Source organism: Hymenobacter mellowenesis (assembly GCF_030581005.1).
In the GTDB taxonomy this organism is placed as follows: domain Bacteria; phylum Bacteroidota; class Bacteroidia; order Cytophagales; family Hymenobacteraceae; genus Hymenobacter; species Hymenobacter mellowenesis.
In genome coordinates, this window is the sequence record NZ_JAUQSX010000005.1 from 45,495 (window position 1) to 70,753 (window position 25,259).

Consider the following 25,259-nt stretch of genomic DNA (forward strand, 5'->3'; position numbering starts at 1 on the left):
AATCAAAATGCCTTCTCCCACTGCTACCTACACCTCATCGGCCGCCGAAAAAGCCTGGGCCGACCATCAGATTCTCGACCACTTCTACGGCCACCTGCCGCCGGAGCCGCGCCGCACGCCCATGCGCGAGCTGATTTCGACGGTCCTGTCGCACCGTACCACCCACGCCGACGAGGAATTGGCCTACGACCGCATGCTGGAAGCCTTCGGCGACTGGGCTGGCGTGGAGGCCGCGCCCACCCAGGAACTGGCCCACGCCATCCGAACCACGCGCTGGCCCGATACGCAGGCGCCCCGCATCCAGGAGATTCTGCGCCGTATTCAGGCCGAAACCGGCGGGCCGTTCGACCTGGATTTTCTGGGCGACTGGACCACCGAAAAGGGCATGGCCTGGCTCACGGATATGCCCGGCATCGGCCTGAAAACGGCATCGCTGCTGCTGCTTTTCAACTACCACAAGCCGGTGCTGCCCGTCGACACACACGTGCACCGAGTGGCGCAACGGGTGGGCTTTTTGGGGCCGAAAGTATCGGTAGAGAAGGCGCATAGCGTGCTGCTGGCCCTGTTGCCGGCTGATGCAGAAACGCTGTTCAACTTCCACAAGCACAACTACTGGCACGGCCAGCAGATTTGCTTTTTCCTGAAGCCGAACTGCACCCGCTGTCCGTTGAAGGGCTTTTGCAATTATTACCAGGAGCACCACGGGGAGGCCACTGCTGAAGCGCTGGCGGCCACGCCTACGCAGTGGGACCCCACCGCCTGGGGCAAGCTGCCGCATTAGCTTTGTAGCGCGGACTTTTAGTCCGCGAGTTGAAAACTATTCAGGCGCGCGCTAGGTAGTCCGCGGTTGAAAGTCAGTTCATGCGCGGACTAAAAGTCCGCGCTACCGCTATGCGCCTCGTCAAGCACCCCGTCCTCTGCAATTACTACGTGACTTACCGCTGCAATGCGAAGTGCGCGTTTTGCGATATTTGGGAGAAGCCCTCGCCCTACATCACGCTCGAAGACGTGACCCGGAACCTACGCGACCTCAAGCGGTTGGGCGTGTCCGTCATCGATTTCACTGGCGGCGAGCCACTGCTGCACCGGCAACTGCCCGAGTTTCTGGGGCTGGCGCGCGAGATGGGTTTTATCACCACCGTGACGACTAACGGCCTGCTCTATCCTAAGAATGCCGAAAAGCTGCGCGGCAAGGTCGATATGCTGCACTTTTCGCTCGACTCGGCCGACCGCGACACCCACGACCTGGGCCGCGGCGTGGCCTGCTACGATTTTGTGCTCGAAAGCATTCGCGTGGCCAAAGAGCTGGGCGAGCGGCCGGATATCCTCTTCACCGTCTTTCGCAAAAACCTGGCGGACCTGGAGGCCGTGTACCGCGACATTACCCAGCCCAACGGCCTCGTGCTCATTCTCAATCCCGCCTTCGAGTACGGCGACGTGGAAACCGGCGAGCAGCTTACCCCCAAGGAACTGGACTTCCTCTCGGCCTTCGGCAAGCGCAAGGGCGTGTATTTGAATGAGGCCTTCATCCAACTGCGGCGTGACGGCGGCAATCACGTGGCCGCGCCGGTGTGCCGGGCCGCCAGCACCACGCTGGTCATTTCGCCCTCGAACGAACTGGTGCTGCCCTGCTACCACCTCGGCGAGCAGAAATTCCCCATCGAAGGCAAGCTGTTCGACCTCTACAACGCCCCCGAAACCCAGCGCCTGGCCGCGCTCGAAGGCCGCCTGCCTGCCTGTGAGGGTTGCACCATCAATTGCTACATGCAGCCCAGCTTCGCAGTCGAAACCAGCAAATATTTCTGGCAGGCCTTACCCAGTACGCTCAAGTATAACTGGGAGAAAGGCACTTGGAAGCGGCTGATTGGAGCGTAGGGGCGGGGCTTGCCCCCGCCCGGACGTACGCGCCGCCTGAACAGCTCCGTTCAACGACGGGCGGGGGCAGGCCCCGCCCCCTACTTCGTTCTAACCGAGTGCCTAGCCGACGGGCGGCACCGTGCTCAGGCCGGACACCGCTAGTTGCCCAAGCGCCTGCGTGATTTCAGCCGGACGCTGGGTGCCCAGTAGCAGGCGGTTGCCGTCGCGCAGCACCAGTTGCAGGCCCTGGTCGCCGGAGATGTTGAGGGCGCGGTTGCTGCTTCGGCCCTTCAGGCCCCAGCCGCCGTACTCGCCCAGCGGGTCGTAGGCGCGCACGTAGGCTTGGGTTACTTCCGTCCAGGGGCGGAGCCGCCAGCTCCACTGCAGCGGGAAAAGGCGGTAATGTGCCCCGGCGTCGTCCAGGCGGGTTTCGAGGCGAAGCGTGAGCAGCAGGGCAATGCCGAGGGCCACCGCCACGCCAGCCACGACAGCGGGCCAGTCGGCGTGGAAGGGCTTGGCTGGCACCAGCCAAACCAGCGTGCCCACTACAATGACGGGCGCCAGCAGCAACGGCCACCAGCGGCGGATGAAAACCTGACGTTCCTGAAACAGCATGAGTCGATAGAAAACGGGTGAACCATAAACCGCCGCATATTTACGGCCGAACCAACTCTTGTATCGTCATGCCCGCCCTTATATTACCTGTTCACGGCATTTTTCCGCAAATTCCAGCCGACTGTTTCGTGGCCGATAATGCTACCATCATCGGCGACGTGGTGCTGGGCGCGAAATGCACCGTCTGGTTCACGGCTGTCATTCGGGGCGATGTACACCGCATCCGCATTGGTGATGAAACCAACATCCAGGACGGTGCGGTGCTGCACTGCACCTACCAAAAGGCCCCGCTCAGCATCGGCAGCCGTGTGAGCATCGGGCACCGGGCGCTGGTGCATGGCTGCACCGTAGAAGATGATGTGCTCATCGGCATGGGCGCCATCGTGATGGACCATGCCGTGGTGGGCACCGGCTGCATCATCGCGGCCGGGGCGGTGGTGTTGGAAAATTTCGTGTGCGAGCCCGGCTTTCTCTACGCTGGTGTGCCCGCTAAGAAAATAAAACCCGTGACGGAGGAGCAGCGCGAAGGCCTGAAGCGCACGGCGGCCAATTACCAGACCTACGCCAGCTGGCTTGCACCGGCCGATGCCAACCGGTAAAGTCCGATTTGCACCCGCTGGTTGGCCGGTAATATCACTGACTGATAGCCGGTAGAGCCGGCGGATTGTGGGCAATTATTCCAACCGATGTCCTTAAACCGACAAGTTCGATTTGGGTAGACGCTGGCCAACTGCCCTCTTCGTCCTGGCCTGTCTTACACTTCACGCCCTATTTATGCGCTTTCTTTTTACGATTCAATACCTGGTCAGTGGGCTGGTGTTTGCCATGGGGTTGCTGACTGGATGCCAGCGGGCCGGTTACTCATTCCAGGCGCGGCCAGCGGCCGTTGTTTCAGCCAACGCCAACGTTTCGGTCGATACCACTGTTGCAAGACGCGACTTTCAGGCTGTCGGCACGGCTGCGATTCGGCCGTTGGCCTGGGCGGCGGCCGAACCGCTGCGGGCTGGCCGGCGGCGTGTGCATCCGGCGGCGTGGCGGCCTGCCACGGCCGACACCGCAGCGAAAAAGCACCACCTGCTGGCCTTGGCTTCGCGCCGTTCTGAAAAAACAGCACCTGTCTTGGCCGCGCTAGACGACCCTAAGCCCTACCACAAGGGCGTCGCCTTCGCCCTGGCCGTGGTGCTGGGGCTTCTTGGCGCACACCAGTTCTACCTTGGGCGCAACGACGATGCCTGGCACTACCTGCTATTCACGCTGGTCTGCGTTGCGCTGTGTCTCGTTGCCATTCCCTTGGCAAACGCGGCGTTTATCAGCAGTGCGCTGGGTGGGTTTGCAGTTGCTCTTTTTCTGCTGGTGGCCGGCTTTGCCGGTCTGGGCTACGCTTACCTGCACGTATTGGTCGACGCCGTTCGGATTTTGCAAGGCAAACTCAAGCGCCGGGAATAACAGGTTGCTCAAATCATCGGTTTTTTAGGAGTCGGAATAAACCGGCCGGCCCCCTGCGGGATTATTTCAATTCCAATGCCGCAAAAAGACAGCCGTTTCCGGCCAACCGCAACTTTGGTTTGAGCAGAAACGGCTGTTTGGGGCCTGGAGAAAAGCGGGGCGGTTCCGGCCTACAGCTCGTCGCTCAGCTCGCCGCGTGGGGCTTCGCGCTCGGTGGGCGTGGTCACGCGCAGTTGCACCAGCTCCACGGCGCGGCGCGAGCGTTGCAGCACCCGGAATTCGTAGGGGTCGAGCACGGCCACGTCGCCCACCTCGGGGATGCTGCCGTAGATGACGTTGAGCAAGCCGCCCACGGTTTCGTAGTCTTCGCCCTCGGGCAGGGGGTAGGGGAGGTACTCGTTGGCGTCGGAGATGGGCGTGGCGGGGTTCACGCGGTACTCGTCCTCGGCCACCTTCTCCACCACGGGCACTTCGTTGTCGTACTCGTCCTGGATTTCGCCTACCAGCTCTTCCATGATGTCTTCAATGGTAACGATGCCCGACACGCCGCCGAACTCGTCGCTCACAATGGCCATCACAATGTGCTTGCGCTGGAACTGGCGTAGCAGGCGGTTGATTTTCTTGGTTTCGGGCACGAAGTAGGGCGCGCGCATGATGCGAGCCAGGTCCACGGGCTCCTGCCGCCGGATGATGGGCAGCAGGTCCTTCACGTTGAGCACGCCCACGATATTGTCAATGTTGCCTTCGTACACCGGCAAGCGCGAGTAGCCTTCGCTGAAAATAATGTCGAGAATCTGGTCGGCCGGCGCGTTCACGTCCAGGGCCGAGAGCTTGGTGCGGGGCACCATTATCTGCTTCACCATCCGGTCGTTGAACTGAAACACGTTCTCAATCAGCTCGTGCTCGGAGTCCTGAATCTCACCGCTTTCCTTGCTTTGGTCCAGCAGCAGGCGCAATTCGTCAGAGGTGTGCGCCTCGGTACCGTGCAGGTTGGTAACGCCCACCAGCCCCAGCATGAAATTGGAGGCCTTCGACAAAAACCACGTCAGCGGCAGCGTCACGTAGTAGAATATACGCAGCGGCAGCGCCAGGGCCATGCTCACCGATTCGGAACGCTGAATAGCCAGTGCCTTCGGGAACAGCTCGCCAAACAGCACGTGCAGAATAGTAATGATTATCAGGCCGATAACCACCGACAGCGTGTGCGCGGCGGCCGGCGCAATGGTAAAGCCCGATTTCTCCACGGCGCCCTTGATGAGCTCCGTGGTCACCTCCTCGCCCACGGCACCCAGTATCAGGGAGGCGATGGTGACGCCCAGCTGCGTGGCCGACAGATAGGCGTAGAGGTTGTGCAGAATGCTCAGAACCAGCTTGGCCAGGCGGCTGCCTTCCTTCGCTTTAATCTCAATGGCCGACATTCGGACCCGGATGAGGGAGAATTCGGCGGCGACGAAAAAGCCATTCAGCAAAACGAGCAGAATGGTGATTAGTATTTTTAAACCCATGTTGGCGGCCCCCGCGACGCGGTCGGTCTGGGGGCCATTGTGCTTCAAAAGTACGCAGTTTGGCGCAGGTAGTTGGCTTGATGAACTTTTGGCTCATCCATTTGTCATCAGGCCAACCTTATTTTGTGAAGCCTAAAGCAGACTTGCGGCCACCCGTTGCGGCGGCGGCTTCCGGACCTCAGAGGCGAATGCTGCAACGAGGACCGAGCTTTTTCGGTTATTACCCACCCCGCCCCGCCCGCTTGGGGGCCGGCTATCTAGCACGAATGAATACTTCCCGGATACTTAAATTCTTGTTGCTCTGGTTGGGGCTGGCTACGTCGGCCGGCGCCCAAATCCTCACGCCCACGCACTTGACCACGGCCCTCAGCAAGCCCACCGCCAAAGTGGGCGAGGAGGTAGAGCTGATTATCAACGCCCGCATCGACGACAAGTGGCACCTCTACGCCTCCGATTTCAGCGACGAAGTCGGGCCCGTGGTCTTCACCATGGCCTTTAAGCCCGGCCCGGGCTACGCACTGGTGGGCAAGCTCCAGTCCGTGAAGTCGCACCACGAGCAGGACGAGGTGTTCAAAGGCGAAGTGGCGTTTTGGGAAAAAACCGGCCAGCTACGCCAGCGTATTAAGATTTTGCAGCCCGGCGCGCTCACCATCAGTGGCGTTGCCGACTACCAGTCCTGCACCACCGTCGACGGCCGCTGCGTACCCGGCAACGAAACCATCACCTTCGGCCCCCTCACCGTGACGGGCGCGGCGGGTGCTGCCCCGGCCAAATCCACCGGTGCCGTGGCGCCACCTGATAAGGGTAAGCCCGTTCGCGGCATCGCGCCGGTTATTCTGGGGGCGGCCGATTCATCAGCCACTCCGACCGAAGCAGCCACTCCGACTGTAGCTCCCACCACCCCAGCCACAGCGGCTACTGTAGTGACGGATTCAGCCGCTACCGTGCAAGCTGCTGTGGCGCCGGCCGAAATAGCCGCCGCGCCCGCCAGCGCCGCCGTGGCCACGGCCCAAGACCCCGTGAAGGAAGCCGGCGGGCTGTGGGGCTTTGCGCTGCTGGCGTTCACGCTGGGGCTGGCCGCGCTGGTCACGCCCTGCGTATTCCCGATGGTGCCAATGACGGTTTCGCTGTTCACGAGCGGCAACGACAGCCGGCAGCGCGGCATTTTTAAAGCCTTGGTGTACGGGGCCAGCATTATCGGTATTTACGTGCTGATGGGCGTGCTCGTATCGGTGCTGCTGGGCGAAGACGGCCCGAACCTGATTGCCACACACTGGCTGCCCAACCTGATTTTCTTTGTGGTGTTCGTGGTGTTCGGCCTCTCGTTTCTGGGCTTGTTTGAAATCACGCTGCCCCACCAGATTGTGAACCAGGTAGATGCGCAGGCCGATAAAGGCGGCTGGGCCGGCATCTTCTTCATGGCCCTCACGCTGGTGGTGGTATCGTTTTCGTGCACGGCGCCCATTGTGGCCAGCATCCTGGGCATGGCGGCGCGGGGGCAGCGCATTCAGCCCATCGTGGGCATGCTGGGCTTCTCGCTGGCGTTTGCGCTACCGTTCACGTTGTTCGCCATCTTCCCTTCGTGGCTGAAAAGCCTGCCCCGCTCCGGCGGCTGGCTCAATACCGTGAAGGTGGTGCTGGGCTTCGTGGAGCTGATGCTGGCCCTGAAATTCCTGAGCACCGCCGACCTGGCTTACCACTGGAACCTGCTCAACCGCGACGTGTACATCGTGCTCTGGGTGGTGCTCTCGGCCCTGCTGGGCTTCTACCTGCTGGGCAAGTTCCGCCTCTCGCACGACTCGCCCCTCGACCACCTCAGCGTGGGCCGGCTGCTAATGGCTGTGCTGGCTTTCGCTTTCACTGTGTATCTGGTGCCGGGCCTGTTTGGGGCGCCGCTGCCGTTGCTGGCCGGCTACCTGCCGCCCCAGAGCAAGCACGATTTTTCGCTGGCCAGCGCCGGTGGTGCCGCCGTGGTGCCGGCCAGCGTCGGCCGCGAGGCACCGCGCTTCGGCGAGTTTCTGGAACTGCCCCACAACCTCAACGGCTACTTCGACCTGGAGCAGGCCAAGCGCGTAGCCCGGCTGGAGCACAAGCCCATTTTCATCGACTTCACCGGCCACGCCTGCGTGAACTGCCGCAAGATGGAAGCCACGGTGTGGAGCGACCCCCAGGTGCTGGAACAACTGCGCAACGACTACGTGGTGGTGGCCCTGTACGTAGATGATAAAACCGAACTGCCGGAGAAAGAATGGTATACCTCCGCCCACGACCAGCAGGTGAAAAAAACGCTCGGCAAGCAAAACGCCGACTTGCAAATTACGCGCTACGGCTTTAATGCTCAGCCATATTACGTGCTGCTCGACCCCGACGCTACTACCAGTAAGCCCCTCGTAACGCCCATTGCCTACGAGCCCAACGTGGCACAGTTCAGCGCGTTCTTGCGGGCAGGTGTGAAACAATATCAGAGCCAACGCACCCCCGTGGCGGCCCGCTAATACAGCGCGCTAACCCGCTGATTTTTAGAAGGTGTTTATTTCCGCAATCGTTTTAAACCACGAAGAGGCGACCCCCACCCAGAGGTCGCCTCTCACTTGTGTGAGGCGCGCACCCACCCAGATGCGCTGCCTCGTTTTCCCCTCTTCTCCTTCGTATCCAACCACGGCAGTTGCGAAAATAACCCGTCCTCATTGAGGTGGCAAGCTTGCAATTAGGCCGGATATCCTCCGTTTCTTTGCGAGCTCATCTTTTGCAACGTTTGCGCCGTGGCCTTCTGCCTTGGATTGTGACAAATGTAAGAGGAGAAGTGAGGTGGTGCAAATATTTTTGTTGTTCAACTGAAAATTTGCAATAAAATTAATATTGACACCTTAATTTTGTAATGCATTCAATACACTCCTGCAAAAAATGGCTAGAAATTACGAACTTGATGACACTGACCGGAACATTCTGAATCTATTGATTCAGGATGCCAAAATGCCGTACACGGAAATTGCCCGCAAAGTCAACGTTTCGGGCGGCACCGTGCATGTGCGCATGGCCCGCCTCGAAGAAATCGGCATTGTACAGGGTGCCACCCTGCGCATTGACTACCAGAAGCTTGGCTACGGCGTGAGTGCCTTCCTGGGCATTTACCTGCTGAAGAGCTCAGTATACACCAGCGTGGTGACTCAACTGAAGGAAATTCCGGAGGTGGTGAGCATTCACTTCACCACCGGCGCCTACGGCGTATTCGCTCGCCTCGTATGCCGCGATACCCAGCACCTGCGCGACGTGCTCCACGACCGCATTCAGCCCATCGACGGCATCGAGCGCACCGAAACCCTCATTTCGCTGGAGGAAGTAGTGAACCGCCCCACGCAGCTGACCTAAGCGCTGGCCTGGCCTAGTAAAAAAGAACGTCATGCCGAGCGTAGCCGAGGCATCTCGCGTGCTATAGTAAACCTGTCGAATGGATTACTACTGCACGCGAGATGCTTCGGCTACGCTCGGCATGACGTTCTTAATTTAAGTGCCTAAACCGCTGCAGGCGGCGTGGGCGTTTCTGGCGCGTCGACCGGTGCGGTGTGAGGAACAACCGGAGCCGGGGCACCCAATTGAGCGGTTTGCTGCTGGGCCAGCAGGCCAATCAGTGCCTCCACTAGGCCGCCGCCCGCGCCGGTGCCGCCGCCGTTGGCCTGCACCTCGGGCACGATTTTCACCTGCCGGTCGCCGATAATCTGCATCAGCTGCAGGCCGGTGAACTCGCGGGTGCCCAGGGCCTCCACGCCCACGCGGTAGGCTTCGGCCTTGGCGTTGCCGATGGCCCGGATGGCTTCGGCCTCGCCCACGCCGCGCAGGCGGGTGGCTTCGGAATCGGCGATAGCGCGGAGGCGGGTGCTTTCGGCCTCGCCGCCGGCGCGCAGCTTGGCGGCTTCGGCTTCGCCGCGCACTTTTTTCACCTGGGCGTTGGCTTGTAGCTCGGCGATGTTCACGCCTTGTTCGCTTTGCACAAGCGAGTTCTGGATGTCAGCGATGCTGGTTTCGCGCACCAGGGCTTGGCGTTGGGTTTGGGCGGCCTGCTGCACCTCGTAGGTTTTGCGCTGCTCCTCGGCCAGCTTGCGGTCGGTTTGGGTGGTCATGAGCTGGGCCGGCGGCACGATGTCGCCGATGAGCGTATCGACGGCCTGCACGTTGTACTCGCTCAAGGCCGTGCGGATGTAGGCGGAGGCTTCGCGCTGGCGTTCGGCGCGGTTGGTGAGGTAGTCGAGCACGGTAAATTCCTGGCTCGAATTGCGGAAGTAGTTGCCCACGATGGGCTCCAGCACGTGGTCGACCAGGTTTTTCATCGAGCCCACGCGGGAAATGACGCGGGGCGCATCGAGGGCGCCGACGTGAATAATCTGAGCCACGTCGAGATTAAAGGAGAAGCCGTCGCGCGAGCGCACCGTGATGCTGCTCAGGTGGTCGTCGTAGTGGTGGGCTTCGGTGCGCACGGCCCAGTTGAGCACGATGTTGGTGGTGGGCATGAGCTCCACTTTCATGATGTGCGTGTTGAGGGGCTGGCGGCCGGGGTAGAGCGGGGTGGCCCAGATGCCCTTGTGGCCTACTTCGACGAGGTTGCCGTGGGTGAAATCGGCCCCGCTCACGTCCACGGCCGGTCGGCCCACGAAGGAAATGACCACGCCGACGTGGCCGATGGGAATTTCCGTCATGGGCACCTGCTCGACGCGGGCAAACCACGGGTTCAGGTTCCAGGAGCCGGAGAGCAGGATTTGCTCTTGCAGGCCGCGGCTGCCGCCGGCCGAGAGGAAGGCCTGCGCGTCCTGGAAATTGTTGTGGTTGGGAATGACCGGGCCGGCGATTTCGCCGGGCGTGATGGGCACGCCATCAAGCGTGGTGACGATGCCCACCGCGTCAGGCGCCACGCGGTAGATGAACAGCTCCTCGGGCCGCATGCCCATGGTGGCCGCCGTGCGCTGGGTGATGACCGTGAACAGGGCCGTGTTGATGCGGTAGGTGCCGGCCGTGAGCATGCCGATTTGCCGGCCCTTTTCGCCGCCTTTGGTGAGGAAGGCGCGGGCGTCCTGGAAATTGTCGCAGTCGATTTCGCGGGCCAGGATGTGGCTGGGCGGGATGGGCTCGCCGCCGTTGGCCACCACCAGGCCGATTTCGCCCTGCGGCACGATGACCACGGGCTCTTTGGTGACGTCGTATTGCCAGGGCCAAAGGAAGAAATGCCAGCCCGGGGCCAGCGTGTCGGCCTGATAGCCGGCCTCGCCTTCGAGAGCGATGAGGCGGCCGGCGGCCAGGTTGCGGCGCGAGAATTTTTTGGCCACCACGCCCACCTGTAGTTCGCCGATGACGACGATACCGAGCAACGATTTGGCCAGCAACACCAACAGCAGCAAGCCGATGAGGATGCCGAACAGCGTGTAAGCCAGCGTAACGGTAATGACTAGAAGCATGGACAACGCAGAAAAAATGAGTAATGAAGAAGCATTCAGCAGCCCCTGAATCGATGAACCGGGCCGGATATTACAAGCCCGCCCGATAATTAAGCGGGCTAAAATTGGGCTGAAAGGTAGGCGTTGGGCTGAACAGTGCAACAGACGCCGCCGAAGGCGGCCGGCCCGGCGTAATTTTGCGCTTCCCCATGTCCGATTCGCCCCAAGCCACGCTGCTCATCCAAACCGCTTTCATCGGCGACGTTATTCTGATGACGGCGCTGCTCGAATACCTACACCACACCGAGCCCGCCACGCCCGTGGATGTGCTGGTGCGGCGCGGCAACGAGGGCCTGCTGGCCGGCCACCCGCACGTGCGCCGGGTGCTCATCTGGGACAAAAAGCACCGCAAGTACGCCGCCCTGTGGGATTTGCTGCGCCAGATTCGAGCCGCGAAATATGGCCGCGTGGTCACGCTGCAGCGTTTTGCCAGCACCGGCTTCCTCACCGCTTTCTCGAAAGCGAAGGAGCGCATCGGCTTTGCCAAAAACCCACTCAGCCGGTTTTTCACGCGCCGTGTGCCGCACCATATCGGCGATGGTACGCACGAGGTTTTACGCAACCTGCGGTTGCTTAATGAAGAATTAGGAATGAAGAATGAAGAATTGGGGACGCCCGATAATTCCTCATTCCTCATCCCTCATTCTTCATTAAGCGCAGCGTCCCGCCCGCGCCTGTACCCGTCAGCGGCCGATGAGGCGGCGGTGGCGCCCTACGCGGCGGCCGGACCTTACGTCTGCTTGGCGCCCACTTCCGTTTGGTTCACCAAGCAATACCCGGAAGCCAAGTGGCTGGAGCTGCTGGCCGCGCTACCCGCCGGCCTGCGCGTGTACCTGCTGGGCGGCCCGCCCGACGTGGGTGCCTGCGAGCGGCTGGCCGCCGCCAGTGGCCGCGAAAATGTGGTCAGTATTGCCGGCAAAATTGGTTTGCTGGCCTCGGCTGCCCTCATGCGCGGGGCGGTAATGAACTACGTGAACGACTCGGCGCCGATGCACCTGTGTTCGGCAGTGGGCGCGCCGGTCACGGCGGTGTTTTGCAGCACGGTGCCAGCCTTTGGGTTTGGGCCGCTGAGCCCGGTTTCCTTCGTGGTGGAGACGCGGGAGCCGCTGGCTTGCCGGCCCTGCGGGCTGCACGGACACGGCGCCTGCCCGCTGGGGCACTTTCGCTGCGCCTACGGCATTGAGGTGGGGCAACTGCTTTTATCAATGAAGAATTAAGAATGAGGAATGAAGAATTACCGGGTGTCCCTAATTCTTCATTCCTCATTCTTAATTCTTCATTAAGCGCAGCGTCCGGTACCTTTGTATTACTTATGCTCGATTATCACATTCACGAATACCCCAACGGTATCCGCCTCTTACACAAGCAGGTACCGCACACTAAAATAGCGCATTGCGGGTTTTTGCTCGACATAGGCTCGCGCGATGAGGCCCCGCACCAGCAGGGGCTGGCCCACTTCTGGGAGCACATGGCCTTCAAAGGCACCGAGAAGCGCAAAAGCTTTCATATTCTCAACCGCCTCGAAACGGTGGGCGGCGAGCTGAACGCCTACACCACCAAGGAGAAAATCTGTTTCTACGCCGCGCTGCTGAGCACGCATTTCGAGCGGGCCTTTGAACTGCTGACCGACCTTACGTTCAATTCCGTGTTTCCGGGCCGCGAGGTGGAGAAGGAGCGGGGCGTGATTCTGGAAGAAATGAGCATGTACCAGGACGCACCTGAGGATGCCATTATTGATGATTTCGACACCGTGGTTTTTGGGGAGCACCCGCTGGGCATCAACATTCTGGGTACCCGCGAGAGCGTGAGCCGCTTCCAGACGGCCGACTTCCACACCTTTTTGCAGGAGCAGATGCGGACCGACCGGCTGGTATTCAGCTCGGTGAGCAACCTCTCGTTTGAGGCGGTGAAGAAGCTGGCCGACAAGTTTCTGGCGCCGCTGCCGGCCCGGCGGGGGCCGCGGGTGCGCCGCCCGGTGGGCAGCTACGCGCGCAAAACCCAGGTTGAAACCCGGCCCATCTCGCAGGCGCACTGCCTGGTGGGCGGCCCGGCCTACGCCCTGACCGACCCGCGCCGCATTCCGTTCTTCATGCTGAATAACATCCTGGGCGGGCCGGGCATGAACTCGCGCCTCAACCTGGCCGTGCGCGAGAAATACGGCTTGGTGTACACCATCGACAGCACGTACTCGCCCTACACCGATACCGGCTTGTTCGGCATCTACTTCGGCACCGAAGGCAAGCAGCTCAACCGCACGCTGGGTTTGGTGCAAAAGGAGCTCAAGCTGCTGCGCGAAAAGCCCCTCACCACCAACCAGCTGCATACGGCCAAGCACCAGCTCATGGGCCAGCTGGCCATGAGCGAGGAAAGCAACAGCGGCCTGATGCAGCTGCTGGGCAAGAGCACCCTCGACCTGGGCCGCGTGGAGCCGCTGAGCGAGATTTTCGAGAAAATCGAGCGCGTGTCGGCCGCCGAATTGCAGGACATGGCCAACGAGGTGCTGACCGAAGACTACCTGAGCGTGCTGCAATACGTGCCGGAAGGGAAGTAGCGCGATGCAAAGAATAAGCGGCGCACCGGTTTGGCTGCTCATGCTCTGGTTGCTGGCTTCAAGGGCGGCGGCGCAGCCGGTGCAACGGCAGCGCGTGCAGCCAACCGACCCCGTCGACCTCTACTGGAACGGCCGGCACGCCAGGGAACAGGCCTATTACTCAGTGGCTCCGGCGGGCACGCCGCGCGGGGTGCTGCTTTTGTTGCCGGGGCTGGGCGGTACCGCCGAGCGGGTTTTTAAGGAAACGACGCTGGCGCAGGAAGCCGCCCGCGCAGGCCTGCTGGCCGTGGTGCCCACGCTGAATAACCGCTTGTACCTGGATTCGGCCAGTACGCGCCTACTGGAATTGGTGCTGACGCAGGTGGCACGCCAATATCCTGCTATGGGCCGCAACCTGTGCATCGGAGGCTTCTCGGCGGGCGGGCAGCTGGCGCTGGCCTATGCCGAGGCACTGGTGCGGGACAGCACCCGGCATAAGTGGCGGGTAAAGGCCGTTTTGGGAGTAGACCCGCCCGCCGATTTGGCCAACCTGTGGCACCGAGGCCAGCGGAGCATCGCGCAGAATTGCAGCTCCTTGCTCGTGCGTGGAGGTCAATCCACCCTCAAAACGCTGGGGGACGCCTTCGGCGGCTCGCCGGAGCAATTTCCGGCCGTTTATCAGCAACATTCAGCCTTTATCGACACCAGCCCCAACGGCGGTAATCTGGCCTGGCTGGCGGCCACGCCCGTGCGGGTGTATTGCGAGCCGGATATGGCTTTCTGGCGGTGGCACTTCTGCGCCACCATGCAACTCGAAGACCTGAACGCCGTGACGCTCCGGCAGCTGGTGGCCTGCCTGCAGCGCCAGGGCAACACCCGCGCCGAATACCTGGAAACCACCGGCAAGGGCAGATTGAACGGCCGCCAGTTTCCGCACGCCTGGTCGATTGTGGATGCGCCCGAATGCGTTCAGTGGCTGCAAACCTGTCTTAATCGGTAAGCTCATGCCAATTCCTGTTTACGGCCACCCCGGTACCTACCGGCCCGGCGACACCTTCCACAACCGTATCGACTTGTCACTAAGCGGCGTGCACCGGCCGCGCCGAGCCGGCGTGTGCGGCACCCAGCTACTCGGGGCCGAAAGCATCGTACTGGCCGGGCAGTACGAGGAGGACGATTTCGGCGAAGAGGAAATCCTGTACTCCGGCAACGGCGGGCGCGACCCTAAAACCGGCCGCCAAATTATGGACCAGGTGCCTACTACCGGCATCCTGGCATTGCTGCGGAGCGTCGAAACCGGCCAGCCGGTGCGGGTGCTGCGCAAAGTGCTTGCAGAGGACGGCGAGCCGGACGTGTACCGGTACGAGGGGCTATACCAAGTGGTAAGCTCAACTTATGGGCCGGGGAAATCGGGCTTTCAGGTGTATGTGTTCCAGCTGCGGCCGTTCAGAACGGCGTAGAGACGCAAGATTTTGCGTCTCGTCGTTGAACGATCGGAACCACGCCGAACTGCACCAACTAGACAACATCAGCAACGACGAGACGCAAAATATTGCGTCTCTACCCTATTTCGCGCCACAATGTCTTCTAACGACGACTCCACCAACCTCTACGCCGCCCTGCACACCGCGCCCGAGCCGCCGCTGCTGGCCCAGCTCACCCGCGAAACCCACCTGCAGCTGCTGATGCCGCGCATGAGCAGCGGCCACCTGCAGGGCCGTTTTCTGAGCATGCTCAGCCACTTAGTAAAACCTCGCCGCATCCTAGAAATTGGCACGTTTTGCGGCTACGCTACGCTGTGCCTGGGCGAAGGTCTGGCCGCCGATGGGCAGCTGCACACCATCGAAATCGACCCGGAGCGGGAGGCGCGCATCCGGCGCTACGTGGCGGCGGCCGGGCTCACAGCGCGGGTGCAGCTGCACATCGGCGTAGCGCTCGATGTTTTGCCAGGCTTGGTCGATGAAGTGTGGGACTTGGTCTTTATTGACGCCGACAAGCGCAATAACGACGCGTACTTTGAGGCCGTCATTGAACAGGTGCGGCCAGGCGGGTTGCTCGTCGTCGACAATGTGCTGTGGGGCGGCAAGGTGCTGCCCGAACACGCGTTGAAATCCGGTGATAAGGACACGCCCCTGGTGCGCGCTTTCAACGACAAAATAGCCCGAGATGCGCGCGTGGAGCCGGTTTTTCTGCCCCTGCGTGACGGGCTGCTGCTGCTGCGTAAGACGTAGGAGCTACACAATCGATTGCTTCATTGACCGAACCCTGATGGGGGGATTCTCGTCAGGCTTATTTCCAGCGCTTAACTGGCCGGCGGTAAGTAGTTGAGGTCAAAAGAAATAGCTGATTGTTGAGCTACGAAATTTCTGCTGCCTGCCTCCTTACTCTGAAAACATACTTAACTCATTTATATGCGGCATTTTACCCTGCTTTTCTTTTTGCTGCTTGGCGTAGGCGCGGCCCGGGCGCAGGCGCCCACCACGGTGAGCGGCCGCGTGGCCGACGGCAAAGACCAGTCGCCGCTCATCGGGGCCAACGTGCTGCTCATTCACCTGCCCGACTCGGTGAAGCGCGGCACGGCGGTGGACACCGAGGGCAAGTTTCAGTTCGATAACGTGGCCGCCGGGCGCTACGTGCTCGATGCCTCCTTCGTGGGCTACGCCAAGCTGAGCCAGGCCGTGACCGTGAGCGGCACGCCCGTGCAGACGGGCACGTTGGCCTTGCAAACGGGTGGAATTCAGCTTAAAGGCGTGGTGGTGACGGGCGCCGCCGCCCAAAGTGTGCAGAAGGGCGACACGACGCAGTACAACGCCCGCGCCTTCAAAACCAACCCCGACGCCACCACCGGCGACCTGCTGGAAAAGATGCCCGGCGTGGCCCGCGGGGCCGACGGTAAGATTCAGGCCCAGGGCGAAAACGTGGCCCAGGTGCTCGTCGACGGCAAGCCCTTCTTCGGCACCGACCCCGACGCGGTGCTCAAAAACCTGCCCGCCGAAATGGTGGACAAGGTGGAAGTATTCGACCAGCGCAGCGAGCAGAGCCGCTTTTCGGGCTTCGACGACGGCAACACGACCAAGACTATCAACATTGTTACGAAGATTGAATTCCGTAACGGCACGTTTGGGCGCGTGGTAGCCGGCGCCGGGCCCGACCGCTACAAGGCCAGCGGCAACGTGAACAAGTTCAACGGCGCGCAGCGGGTGTCGGTGCTGGCCCAGAGCAACAACGTGAACGAGCAGAACTTCGGCACCGAGGACCTGCTGGGCGTGGTGGGCAACTCCAACACCGGCGGCGGCGGGCGCGGGGGCGGAGGCAACCGTGGCGGTGGGGGAGGCGGTAACGGCGGCAACGCGGGCGACTTCCTGGTGAACCAGAGCGGCGGCATCACCACCACCAACGCGGCGGGCCTGAACTACTCGAATACCTGGAACAAGAAGACCGAGCTGTCGGCCAGCTACTTCTTCAACCGGGCCAACAACGCCCTGGCCAGCACCGTGCAGCGCTACTATGTCGACACGGCCAACACCCGCTTCAACCAGGCCGGCAACGCCCGCAGCCTTAACACCAACCACCGCTTCAACCTGCGGCTGGAGCACAAAATCGACTCGGCCAACTCCATTTTGTTCCGGCCCCGGTTCAGCTCGCAGTCCAACAACTCCAACAGCCTGGTGAACGGCGTCACCAGCCGGCGCGGCACCGAGCAAAGCCGCATCAATAGCACCTACACCGGTGAAAATCAAGGCCTGAACACCGGCGGCGACTTGCTGCTGCGCCACCGTTTCGCCAAGGTGGGCCGCACGGCCAGCCTCAGCATCGGGGGCACCTACAGCCAGCGCACGTCCACTACCACGCTCCAGACCGAGGACACGGGCTCGGCCCTGAATAACCTCAACCAGCTCAGCACCCTGAAGCAGAATGGCGGCGGCGTGAACGCCAACCTGGCCCTCACGGAAGCTATTTCGCGGCAGAACCAGTTGCAGGCCAACTACGCCATCAGCTACGCGCCCAACCACTCCGATAAGTACACCTACGACCGGCTGGCCGGCGACACGCGCCAGCTGAACGAGGGCCTGAGCAATGTGTTTGATAATTACTACCTTAATCAGTCGGGTGGGGTCACGTTCCGGCACGTTACGCAGAAGTTTCAGGCGGGCCTGGGGGTGGCCGGGCAGTACTCGGAGCTGTACAGCGACGCGCAGTACCCGCGGCCCAGCATCGGGCGCTACACCTTCGTGAACGTGCTGCCCAACGCCAACCTGAACTACCGCTTCACGCGCCAGAAAAACCTGCGCCTGTTCTACCGCACCAACACCAACCCGCCCAGCGTGGGCCAGCTGCAGGCCGTGGTGAACAATTCGAACCCGCTGCAGCTCACCATCGGCAACCCCACGCTGCGCCAGGAATTCCAGCACTCCGTGAACGTGCGCTACTCGGCCTCCAACCCTGAGGTGTCGAGCAACTTCTTCGCGCTGCTTTCGGGCGCCTACACGCAGAACCCGATTTCGAACCGCACCATCGTGGCGGCCCGCGAAACCACCGTGACGCCGGAGGGCGCGCCGCCCGTCACCATCCCGGCCGGCGGCCAGCTCACCCAGCCCACCAACCTGAGTCAGCAGTACAACGTCCGTTCGCTCATCAGCTACGGCCGGCCTATTAAGGCCCTCAAAACCAACGTGAACCTGAGCGGCAACGCCGGCTTCACCCAAACGCCGGGCCTCGTGAACGGCGGCCTGAACTACGCCCGCGTGCCCTCGTTCGGGGCCGGCCTCACGCTCAGCTCCAACATCAGCGCCAACCTCGACTTCACGGCCTCCACCACGTCGAGCAAGAACTACGTAATCAACACCCTGCAAACGCGCCTGAACACCGACTACTTCTCGCAGGTGACGCGCGGCCGCCTGAACTGGATTGTGGGCCCCGGCATCAACATCGCCACCGACGTGGTGCACCAGGCCTACGCGGGCCTCTCGGCCGGCTACAACCAGCAGTACATTCTCTGGAACGCCAGCATCGGCAAGAAGATTTTCCCCGGCCAGCGCGGCGAAATCAAGGTTTACGCCTTCGACTTGCTGGGCCAGAACCGCAGCATCTCGCGCAACGTGACCGAGGCCTACTACGAAGACGTGCAAACCAACATCCTGCAGCGCTACTTCATGCTGATGTTTACCTACAACATCCGCAGCGGCAACGTGATAGCGCCGGCCGCTGGCGAAGGCGGCGGCCGCGAAGGCCGGGGCGAAGGTCGCGGCGGCTTCGGCGGCCCTCCCGGCGGCGGCCAGGGCGGCGGCATGGGCGGCCCGCCCCCCGGCGGTGGGGGCGGCCCGCAGTAGAAATTCAGAACGTCATGTCGAGCGCAGCCGAGACATCTCGCGTGTAGTGGTAACTAAATCGCCTGCCATCCTTCGCTGCCCTCAGAACGACAGGCAGCGCGCTGCATAACGGCCAGCCAAAGCCTGTTTGCTCAAAAATCAGGTTCTTTGCAACTTCCGGGCGGAAGGGGGCCGCGGTGGCCGCCTTCCGCCCGTCTTGTTTATGCGAAATCCCGTTGCCCTGCTCCTTGGTCTGAGCTTGCTATTGATACGGCCCCTGGCGGCTCAAACTACCCTGCCAATTCACCCTATAGTGCCCGCTGCAATGGATGTGGCCGGCCTGCACTTGGTACTGAATGCCGAAGCTCAGCGCCTGATTCAGCAAAAAGCAGATGGGCTGAGCCGCCACCAGCCCTCGTTCCAGGCCCGCGTCGACTTGGCTGATGCCTCGTTTCCCATCATCGACCGCGTGCTCCGCGAGGAAGGCGTGCCGCTCGATTTCCGCTACCTGGCCCTGCAGGAAAGCGCCCTGCAAGGCAACGCTCGCAGCAACCACGAGGCCGTGGGCTATTGGCAGCTCAAGCAGCCCACCGCCATCGGCCTGGGCCTGACCGTGAACGACGCCGTGGACGAGCGCCAGCATCTGGCCGCCAGCACCCGCGCCGCCGCCCGCTACCTCACCCGCAACAACAACGCGTTGCACAACTGGCTCAATGCCCTGCTGAGCTACTACACCGGCCCGAATGGCGTGCAGCCCTACACGTTGCCTTCCGATTTTGATGCCACCGAAATGGCCGTCACCGAAGCCACTTCGCCCTACGTGCTGATGTTTCTGGCCCACAAGGTGGCTTTTGAGCCGGCCTGCGGCCTGAACCCCACGCCGCCCTTGCGCCTGCAGGAGTTTCCAGCCACGGCTGGCCAGTCACTTCAGGACCAGGCCATTACCCTGCATGTAGACCCCGCCGCCCTGGCCGCCCACAACTACTGGCTACTGGCCGCCGCCGTGCCCGCCGACCGGCCCTATTCGCTCATCGTGCCCGTGGGCGACGTAACCCAGGCCGCTGGCATCGCAGCCAACCAGCGCCTGCAAAGCAACGGCCAACTGCTGAACATGCCCGCCGTGGCCGGCAACACCGCCGAGGTCCGCATCAACAAGCTGCGCGCCCTCATCGCCCTGCCCGGCGAAACCACCGCCGACCTGGCCCGGCGCGGCCACCAGCGCTTGGGCGAGTTTCTGAAACATAACGAACTGAAAGCCTTCGATGTGGCCGTAGCCGGCCGGCCGTATTATCTGCAAAACAAGCGCGACGCCGCCGCCGTGGAGTACCACGTGCTGCAGCCCGGTGAGTCGATTTTTGACGTAGCTCAGAAGTATGGCGTGCGCCAGAAAGCCGTGTTCAATAAAAACCGCATGGCCCGCAACGAGGAGTTGCGCCCCGGCCGCGTGCTCTGGCTGCAGCACACCCGCCCGCGCGAAACCGCCATCGAGTACCGCATGCTGAACGAGAGCGTGGCCTTGGAGCGCCCCAGCGCGCCCCCCACCGCCGCCGAACGGGAAACTGATGCCTTGGTCAGTACGGCCAATGAGGCTGTGACCCTGCCCCGGCGTACGGCCACCGAAAGCGGCCAGGTGAAGGTGAAAATCAAGGTGAAAAGCGAGGATGGCAAAACCAAATCAAAGCGCGTGGTGGCCAATGATGCCGACGGCTGGGGCGAAACCCTGGCCACGGCAGCGGCTACGGCGGCTAATTCGCCGGCTGCGGCGCCCGAGCCGGTAGCAGCCGTACCCACGTCGCCCCGGCCGACGCCGTTGCCTGCGCCCGTGCGCCCGCTGCCGGCGCCCGTGCGGCCATCGGCGGCCAAAGTCACCTACCTGCCGCCGCCCGCTGCCGCACCGGCACCCGCGCCGCTGGCCGATGAGCCCGATTCAGCGGCCGTAGCCACCGCGACGATGCCAGCCGATGTGGTATTCAGCCCTGATCCAGCCCCCCGGCCGGCTCCAGCCAAAGTGCCCGCGCCTGTGGCCACGTACCCGGCGGTCGTGGCGGCGCGACCGGCCGCTGCTCCCGTGCCGACAGTTACACCGGCTGTGGCACCCCGAGCTACGATGGCCGCGCCCAAAGCCATTCCCAGCAATGCCACCCACCGGGTAGAGGCCAAGGAAACAGTGTATTCCGTCAGCCGGCTCTACGGCATTTCGCCCGCTACACTCATTGCCATCAATCAGTTGGAAGCGCCGTATGGCTTGACTATAGGGCAAGTGCTGACGTTGAAAGCCGCGGAAACCGCACCGGTTGCCGCTGCACCAGTCGCCAAAGCTGCCCCGGTTGCCAAAGTCGCACCAGCGGCAAAAGTGGCTCAGACACCCGCTACGGTACCCGCCCAAACGCCGGTACGAGCTACTCAGCAGCCGGGCAAAATCAATCCCGCCACACTATATGTGCCTAAAAAGGCCGCCCCTGCAGTCGCTCCAGCAACAGTCGCACCGGCCCCGTCCACCCTGCACACCGTGGTGAAGGGCGAAACGTTATTCAGCATTGCCCGCACGTATCAGGTGAAAGCCGCCGACCTGCAGGCCTGGAATAACAAGCCGAATGATACCGTGAAAATAGGGGAGGTGCTGCGCGTGTCGGCCCCAGCTAAGTAAGCAAAAACGCAGCGCTCAGGGAATCAGGCAGCAGGCAAACGGCGTTTGGCAAAGCTCCCCCGCCGGGGGTATCTTTACTAAAACCGTTTCGCCCGGTCATCAATTGCTCACTGCTTATTGATGATTGTTAACTGCCTTTCCATGCCCACGTTCTCGCACCTTCACAGCCACACCCAATATTCGCTGCTCGACGGCCAGGCCAGCATTTCGGCCCTGATGAAGAAGGCCCAGAAGGACGGCATGCCCGCCGTGGCCCTCACCGACCACGGCAACATGTTCGGCGCGTTTAACTTCGTGGCCGAAGCCAACAAGTACAACGTGAAGCCCATCGTGGGCTGCGAGTTCTACCTGGTGGAGGACCGCCACAAAAAGGCCTTCAGCCGTGAAAAGGGCGAGCGCGACACCCGTCATCACCAGCTGCTACTGGCCAAGGACCAGGCCGGCTACCACAACCTAAGCAAGCTCTGCTCGATGAGCTTCATTGAGGGCGTGTACTCCAAGTTTCCGCGTATCGACAAGGAGCTTTTGGTGAAGTACCACGAGGGCCTGATTGCCACCTCGTGTTGCATCGGTGCCGAGATTCCACAAACCATTCTCTTTGGCACGGAGGCCGAGGCCGAGGAAAAGCTGAAGTGGTGGATTGACTTGTTCGGCGACGACTACTACATCGAAATCCAGCGCCACGGCCTGATGAATTTCGACGGTACCGGCAAAAGCCAGGAGGACGTGAACCAGATTCTGCTGGGCTTTGCGCGCAAGTACAACGTCAAAGTCATCTGCACCAACGACTCGCACTACGTCGACCAAACCGACTACGCCGCCCATGACCTGCTGCTGTGCGTGAACACCGGCGAGGAGCACAGCATCCCGGTCGGTGACATTCGCACCAACTACTACACCCTGATGACGGGCAAGGGCGAGGTGAAATACGACCTGCTCGACAACCTGCGCCGCGACCACAGCCGCGACGAAAACGCCCAGCGCCAGCTCCGCCGCATCGACGAGGAGCTGCAGAAGCCCAAGCCGCACACCCGCTTCGGCTTTGCCAACGACCAGTTCTTTTTCAAGTCGCAGGCGCAGATGAACGAGCTGTTCGCTGACGTGCCCGAGAGCGTGGACAACACCAACGAGATTGTCGACAAAATCACGCCCCCGAAGCTGGCGCGCGACATTCTGTTGCCCAACTTCCCCATCCCCGCGCCCTTCGCTAACGCCGACGAATTCCTGCGCGAGCTGACCTACGTGGGCGCCTTCGGCCCCAGCGCCGGCCAGGGCGTTGTGACGATGAGCAAGCCGCCGCGCTACTCCGAGCGCACTCCCGAGGTGGAGGAACGCCTTGATTACGAGCTGCGCATCATCCAGACGATGGGCTTCGCGGGCTACTTCCTCATCACCCAGGACTTCATCAACCACGGCCGCAACATCGGCGTGGCCGTGGGCCCAGGTCGGGGCTCGGCCGCCGGCTCGGCCGTAGCCTACTGCGTGGGCATCACCAACATCGACCCCATCAAGTACTCGCTGCTGTTTGAGCGTTTCCTGAACCCTGAGCGGGTGTCGATGCCCGATATCGACATTGACTTTGACGACGTAAACCGTCAGAAAGTTATTGACTACGTGGTGAATAAGTACGGCAAGACGCAAGTGGCCCAGATTATCACTTTCGGTACCATGGCCGCCAAGTCCAGCATCAAGGACGTGGCCCGCGCCATGGAGCTGCCCCTGCCGCAGACCAACGACCTCACCAAGATGGTGCCCGAAAAGCCGGGCACCACCCTGGCCGGCGCCTTCGCCGAAAACCAGGAGCTGGATATGATTCGGCGCGATGAAAGCCCCGAAAATCTCAAGGGCCAGATTCTGCGCCTCGCCACGCAGCTCGAAGGTTCGGTGCGCAATACCGGCATCCACGCGGCCGGTGTCATCATCGCGCCCGACGACATCACGAAGTACATCCCGGTTTCAACCTCTAAGGACTCGGACCTGCTCATCACGCAGTTCGACGGCAAGGTGATTGAATCGGCAGGGATGCTGAAGATGGACTTTCTGGGTCTTAAAACCCTGACGGTCATCGTGGATGCCATGAACCTGATTGAGCGCAACCACGGCGTGAAAATCGACATCGACAATATCCCGCTCGACGACGAGAAGACCTACGCGCTCTACCAGCGCGGTGATACCATCGGCACGTTCCAGTTTGAATCTGAGGGTATGCGGCAGTACCTCAAGGACTTGAAGCCGACTAACATCGAGGACCTGATTGCGATGAACGCCCTCTACCGCCCGGGCCCGATGCAGTTTATCCCGAACTTCATTAACCGCAAGCACGGCCGCGAGGAAGTGGAGTATCCGCATGAGCTGCTGAAACCCATCCTGGAATACAGCCAGGGCATCATGGTGTACCAGGAGCAAATCATGCAGACGGCCCAGATTCTGGCCGGCTACTCGCTCGGCGGCGCCGACTTGCTGCGCCGCGCCATGGGCAAAAAGGACATGAAAAAGATGGCCCTGGAGCGGGAGAAGTTCATCGAAGGCGCCAAAACCATCCACGGCATTCCGGCGAAAAAGGCCAACGAGGTGTTCGACGTGATGGAGAAATTCGCGGAATACGGCTTCAACCGCTCGCACTCGGCCGCTTACTCGGTGGTGGCATATCAGACTGGTTATCTGAAGGCTAACTACCCGGCCGAGTACATGGCCGCCGTGCTCACCAACAACATGGGCGATATCAAGAAGGTGACTTTCTTCATCGAAGAAGCCCGCAAGCAGGGCGTGCCCGTGCTCGGGCCCGACGTGAACGAAAGCCTCCTGAAATTCAACGTGAACCAGGAAGGGGCCATCCGTTTTGGCATGGGCGCGGTGAAGGGCGCGGGCGAACTCGCGGTGGAAAGCATGGTGCAGGAGCGCGAAAAAACCGGCGCCTACTCCGACGTTTTCGACTTCGCCAAACGCGTGAACCTGCGCACCGTGAACAAGAAAACCTTCGAAAGCCTGGCCCAGGCCGGCGCCTTCGACGGCTTCGGCAAGCACCGCCGGCTGTATCTGGATGCGCCCACCGGCGACCAGAACCTGATTGAAAAGGCCATGCGGGTGGGCCAGCAGCACGCCGCTGCCAAGGAATCGGCCCAGCACAGCCTGTTTGGCGCAGGCGCTTTCGGGGCGGTGGCCGCGCCCATGCCTAAAATCCACGAGATGGAGCCGTGGAGCAAAACCGAGCAGTTGCGCCGCGAAAAGGAAGTGGTGGGCTTCTACCTTTCGGGCCACCCGCTCGACAGCTACAAGCTGGAGCTGGACGCATACTGCACCTGCGGGCTGGAGAAGGTTGACGAAATCAAGAACAAGGAAATGGCCGTGGCCGGCCTCATTACCAATGTTTTGTTCAAGACCACGAAAACAGGCCAACCCTTCTGCACCTTCACTTTGGAGGACTACGAGACGAGCATCAACCCGGCTCTGTTCCGCGACGACTACACCAAGTTCGCGCCCCTCATCAACCCGCGCAACTACCCCAACGAGCAGGTGCCGCCCATGTACGTGCGCCTGAAACAGGAACTGCGTCGCCACACTCAGGACCAGTGGGACCTGCGCATTCTCACCATGGAGCCGCTGGCCGACGTGGCCGAGAAGCGCAGCAAAGGCGTCCGCGTGCGCCTCGACCTGCGCACCGTGACCGCGCCCATGCTCGACCGCCTCGAAGAAGCCATCGAGCACGCGCCCGGCGGCAAGCGTCTGGAAATCCAGTTCGTGGAGCCGCACGAGCATTTGGCGGTGGACATGTTCTCGCGCCGTTTCCAGATTGAGCCCAAGGCCTTCATTGAGAAGATGAAGGAGTTGGATATGGAGGTTTGTACGCTGATTTAGGAGCGAGGAGGA

Annotated in this window: 17 protein-coding genes; 14 read left to right on the forward strand and 3 right to left on the reverse strand. The window is 61.8% G+C overall.

Annotated features, from left to right (window positions below; genetic code table 11):
• The first annotated feature begins 7 nt into the window (after nucleotides 1–7).
• Entirely contained in the window at nucleotides 8–781 is a 774-nt protein-coding gene (locus Q5H92_RS10835; RefSeq protein WP_305011542.1) for an endonuclease III domain-containing protein, read from the forward strand.
• Between the two features lie 110 nt (nucleotides 782–891).
• Nucleotides 892–1,875 carry a radical SAM protein gene (locus Q5H92_RS10840; protein WP_305011543.1) on the forward strand — a complete coding sequence of 328 codons (984 nt, stop codon included), beginning with the start codon at nucleotides 892–894 and terminating at the stop codon, nucleotides 1,873–1,875.
• 102 nt (nucleotides 1,876–1,977) lie between these two features.
• Here Q5H92_RS10840 and Q5H92_RS10845 read toward each other — a convergent pair whose 3' ends face one another.
• Nucleotides 1,978–2,472, reverse strand: a complete 495-nt coding sequence (locus Q5H92_RS10845; RefSeq protein WP_305011544.1) for a hypothetical protein — start codon at nucleotides 2,470–2,472, stop codon at nucleotides 1,978–1,980.
• Between the two features lie 68 nt (nucleotides 2,473–2,540).
• On the opposite strand from Q5H92_RS10845, the gene Q5H92_RS10850 reads away from it, so the two are divergent.
• Both Q5H92_RS10850 and Q5H92_RS10855 read left to right on the forward strand, forming a co-directional pair.
• Nucleotides 2,541–3,071 carry a gamma carbonic anhydrase family protein gene (locus Q5H92_RS10850; RefSeq protein ID WP_305011545.1) on the forward strand — a complete coding sequence of 177 codons (531 nt, stop codon included), beginning with the start codon at nucleotides 2,541–2,543 and terminating at the stop codon, nucleotides 3,069–3,071.
• Nucleotides 3,072–3,246: 175 nt separating this feature from the next.
• Entirely contained in the window at nucleotides 3,247–3,918 is a 672-nt protein-coding gene (locus Q5H92_RS10855) for a TM2 domain-containing protein (protein ID WP_305011546.1), read from the forward strand.
• Between the two features lie 170 nt (nucleotides 3,919–4,088).
• Here Q5H92_RS10855 and Q5H92_RS10860 read toward each other — a convergent pair whose 3' ends face one another.
• Nucleotides 4,089–5,471, reverse strand: coding sequence for a hemolysin family protein (locus Q5H92_RS10860; protein WP_305011547.1), 1,383 nt, complete (start codon nucleotides 5,469–5,471; stop codon nucleotides 4,089–4,091).
• 218 nt (nucleotides 5,472–5,689) lie between these two features.
• On the opposite strand from Q5H92_RS10860, the gene Q5H92_RS10865 reads away from it, so the two are divergent.
• Nucleotides 5,690–7,918, forward strand: coding sequence for a protein-disulfide reductase DsbD family protein (locus Q5H92_RS10865; RefSeq protein ID WP_305011548.1), 2,229 nt, complete (start codon nucleotides 5,690–5,692; stop codon nucleotides 7,916–7,918).
• A 409-nt stretch (nucleotides 7,919–8,327) separates the two neighbouring features.
• The gene (locus tag Q5H92_RS10870; RefSeq protein ID WP_305011549.1) at nucleotides 8,328–8,792 is read left to right on the forward strand and encodes an Lrp/AsnC ligand binding domain-containing protein; all 465 of its coding nucleotides are present in this window, start codon (nucleotides 8,328–8,330) and stop codon (nucleotides 8,790–8,792) included.
• 143 nt (nucleotides 8,793–8,935) lie between these two features.
• Here the strand turns inward: Q5H92_RS10870 and Q5H92_RS10875 are convergent, their stop codons facing one another.
• A complete protein-coding gene (locus tag Q5H92_RS10875; protein ID WP_305011550.1) occupies nucleotides 8,936–10,867 on the reverse strand; it encodes an SPFH domain-containing protein in 1,932 nt (643 codons plus the stop codon).
• Between the two features lie 188 nt (nucleotides 10,868–11,055).
• On the opposite strand from Q5H92_RS10875, the gene Q5H92_RS10880 reads away from it, so the two are divergent.
• The 8 genes from Q5H92_RS10880 to dnaE all read left to right on the forward strand — a co-directional run bounded on the left by Q5H92_RS10880 (nucleotide 11,056) and on the right by dnaE (nucleotide 25,247).
• Nucleotides 11,056–12,123: a glycosyltransferase family 9 protein gene (locus tag Q5H92_RS10880; RefSeq protein ID WP_305011551.1), complete on the forward strand. Its 1,068-nt coding sequence runs from the start codon at nucleotides 11,056–11,058 to the stop codon at nucleotides 12,121–12,123.
• 95 nt (nucleotides 12,124–12,218) lie between these two features.
• Nucleotides 12,219–13,457: a M16 family metallopeptidase gene (locus Q5H92_RS10885; protein ID WP_305011552.1), complete on the forward strand. Its 1,239-nt coding sequence runs from the start codon at nucleotides 12,219–12,221 to the stop codon at nucleotides 13,455–13,457.
• A gap of 40 nt (nucleotides 13,458–13,497) precedes the next feature.
• Nucleotides 13,498–14,436, forward strand: coding sequence for an alpha/beta fold hydrolase family protein (locus tag Q5H92_RS10890; RefSeq protein ID WP_305011553.1), 939 nt, complete (start codon nucleotides 13,498–13,500; stop codon nucleotides 14,434–14,436).
• Between the two features lie 4 nt (nucleotides 14,437–14,440).
• A complete protein-coding gene (locus tag Q5H92_RS10895) occupies nucleotides 14,441–14,896 on the forward strand; it encodes a YDG/SRA domain-containing protein (RefSeq protein ID WP_305011554.1) in 456 nt (151 codons plus the stop codon).
• Between the two features lie 120 nt (nucleotides 14,897–15,016).
• Nucleotides 15,017–15,667 (forward strand): O-methyltransferase, encoded by a 651-nt coding sequence (locus Q5H92_RS10900; protein WP_305011555.1) that lies wholly within the window; start codon nucleotides 15,017–15,019, stop codon nucleotides 15,665–15,667.
• A gap of 180 nt (nucleotides 15,668–15,847) precedes the next feature.
• On the forward strand, nucleotides 15,848–18,766 hold the full coding sequence (locus tag Q5H92_RS10905) for an outer membrane beta-barrel protein (RefSeq protein ID WP_305011556.1): 2,919 nt from the start codon (nucleotides 15,848–15,850) through the stop codon (nucleotides 18,764–18,766).
• Between the two features lie 292 nt (nucleotides 18,767–19,058).
• Nucleotides 19,059–21,392, forward strand: a complete 2,334-nt coding sequence (locus tag Q5H92_RS10910) for a LysM peptidoglycan-binding domain-containing protein (protein WP_305011557.1) — start codon at nucleotides 19,059–19,061, stop codon at nucleotides 21,390–21,392.
• Between the two features lie 141 nt (nucleotides 21,393–21,533).
• Nucleotides 21,534–25,247, forward strand: a complete 3,714-nt coding sequence (dnaE, locus tag Q5H92_RS10915; protein WP_305011558.1) for a DNA polymerase III subunit alpha — start codon at nucleotides 21,534–21,536, stop codon at nucleotides 25,245–25,247.
• Nucleotides 25,248–25,259 lie beyond the last annotated feature (12 nt).

Excerpts from the sequence above, each read along its gene's own strand:
- Q5H92_RS10855 (WP_305011546.1), top strand. The coding sequence starts at position 3,247 with ATGCGCTTTCTTTTTACGATTCAATACCTGGTCAGTGGGCTGGTGTTT.
- Q5H92_RS10880 (WP_305011551.1), top strand. The coding sequence starts at position 11,056 with ATGTCCGATTCGCCCCAAGCCACGCTGCTCATCCAAACCGCTTTCATC.
- Q5H92_RS10895 (WP_305011554.1), top strand. The coding sequence starts at position 14,441 with ATGCCAATTCCTGTTTACGGCCACCCCGGTACCTACCGGCCCGGCGAC.
- Q5H92_RS10905 (WP_305011556.1), top strand. The coding sequence starts at position 15,848 with ATGCGGCATTTTACCCTGCTTTTCTTTTTGCTGCTTGGCGTAGGCGCG.
- Q5H92_RS10845 (WP_305011544.1), bottom strand. The coding sequence starts at position 2,472 with ATGCTGTTTCAGGAACGTCAGGTTTTCATCCGCCGCTGGTGGCCGTTG.
- Q5H92_RS10835 (WP_305011542.1), top strand. The coding sequence starts at position 8 with ATGCCTTCTCCCACTGCTACCTACACCTCATCGGCCGCCGAAAAAGCC.
- Q5H92_RS10875 (WP_305011550.1), bottom strand. The coding sequence starts at position 10,867 with ATGCTTCTAGTCATTACCGTTACGCTGGCTTACACGCTGTTCGGCATC.
- dnaE (WP_305011558.1), top strand. The coding sequence starts at position 21,534 with ATGCCCACGTTCTCGCACCTTCACAGCCACACCCAATATTCGCTGCTC.
- Q5H92_RS10890 (WP_305011553.1), top strand. The coding sequence starts at position 13,498 with ATGCTCTGGTTGCTGGCTTCAAGGGCGGCGGCGCAGCCGGTGCAACGG.
- Q5H92_RS10870 (WP_305011549.1), top strand. The coding sequence starts at position 8,328 with ATGGCTAGAAATTACGAACTTGATGACACTGACCGGAACATTCTGAAT.
- Q5H92_RS10865 (WP_305011548.1), top strand. The coding sequence starts at position 5,690 with ATGAATACTTCCCGGATACTTAAATTCTTGTTGCTCTGGTTGGGGCTG.
- Q5H92_RS10885 (WP_305011552.1), top strand. The coding sequence starts at position 12,219 with ATGCTCGATTATCACATTCACGAATACCCCAACGGTATCCGCCTCTTA.
- Q5H92_RS10840 (WP_305011543.1), top strand. The coding sequence starts at position 892 with ATGCGCCTCGTCAAGCACCCCGTCCTCTGCAATTACTACGTGACTTAC.
- Q5H92_RS10850 (WP_305011545.1), top strand. The coding sequence starts at position 2,541 with ATGCCCGCCCTTATATTACCTGTTCACGGCATTTTTCCGCAAATTCCA.
- Q5H92_RS10900 (WP_305011555.1), top strand. The coding sequence starts at position 15,017 with ATGTCTTCTAACGACGACTCCACCAACCTCTACGCCGCCCTGCACACC.